Origin of the sequence: Burkholderia sp. AU33803 (genome assembly GCF_002223095.1) — a bacterium.
In the GTDB taxonomy this organism is placed as follows: Bacteria; Pseudomonadota; Gammaproteobacteria; order Burkholderiales; family Burkholderiaceae; genus Burkholderia.
This window is the reverse complement of record NZ_NKFJ01000022.1, coordinates 1-620: the sequence shown is the minus strand read 5'-3', so window position 1 is coordinate 620 and position 620 is coordinate 1. Positions and strand designations below refer to the sequence as shown.

Here is a 620-nt window from a genome sequence, read left to right as displayed (position 1 = left end):
GATTTCTTTTCCTGCGGTTACTTAGATGTTTCAGTTCACCGCGTTCGCTTCGCATGGCCTATGTATTCAGCCATGGATACTCCAAAAGGAGTGGGTTTCCCCATTCGGACATCTACGGATCAAAGCTTGTTTGCCAGCTCCCCGTAGCTTTTCGCAGGCTACCGCGTCCTTCATCGCCTGTGATCGCCAAGGCATCCACCACATGCACTTGTTCGCTTGACCCTATAACGAGTCTGTCTCGTTACAGGTTGAGTTCTCGCGTTGTGCCGTATTCCAAATTGAGTCAAACATAGAGTTCGAATCATCTTGAGATACATCGATACAATCACAACCCGGATAGTTTTCACGTCCATCTCGAGACGCTTCCGCTATCCAAATTACTTGCTTCTTCCAGATTGTTAAAGAACGACAGCCGATACATACTACGTATCACTCTGACTGGCTCAATCGCCAATGACAAAGATTCGACTCAAGTCGAATGCTTGTCATTGAAGATTGGTGGAGGCAGACGGGATCGAACCGACGACCCCCTGCTTGCAAAGCAGGTGCTCTCCCAGCTGAGCTATGCCCCCATGAGTACAGATTTGCCTCAGGGTGTACCGCCACACAAGACGGTGGTG

At 49.5% G+C, this 620-nt stretch carries 1 tRNA gene and 1 rRNA gene; both read right to left on the bottom strand.

Annotation, left to right across the window (positions count from 1 at the left end):
* Positions 1 to 222: ribosomal RNA gene (locus CFB41_RS37075) — 23S ribosomal RNA — on the bottom strand; the annotation flags it as partial.
* A 274-nt stretch (positions 223 to 496) separates the two neighbouring features.
* Positions 497 to 572: transfer RNA gene (locus CFB41_RS37065), tRNA-Ala, on the bottom strand.
* Between the last annotated feature and the right edge of the window lie 48 nt (positions 573 to 620).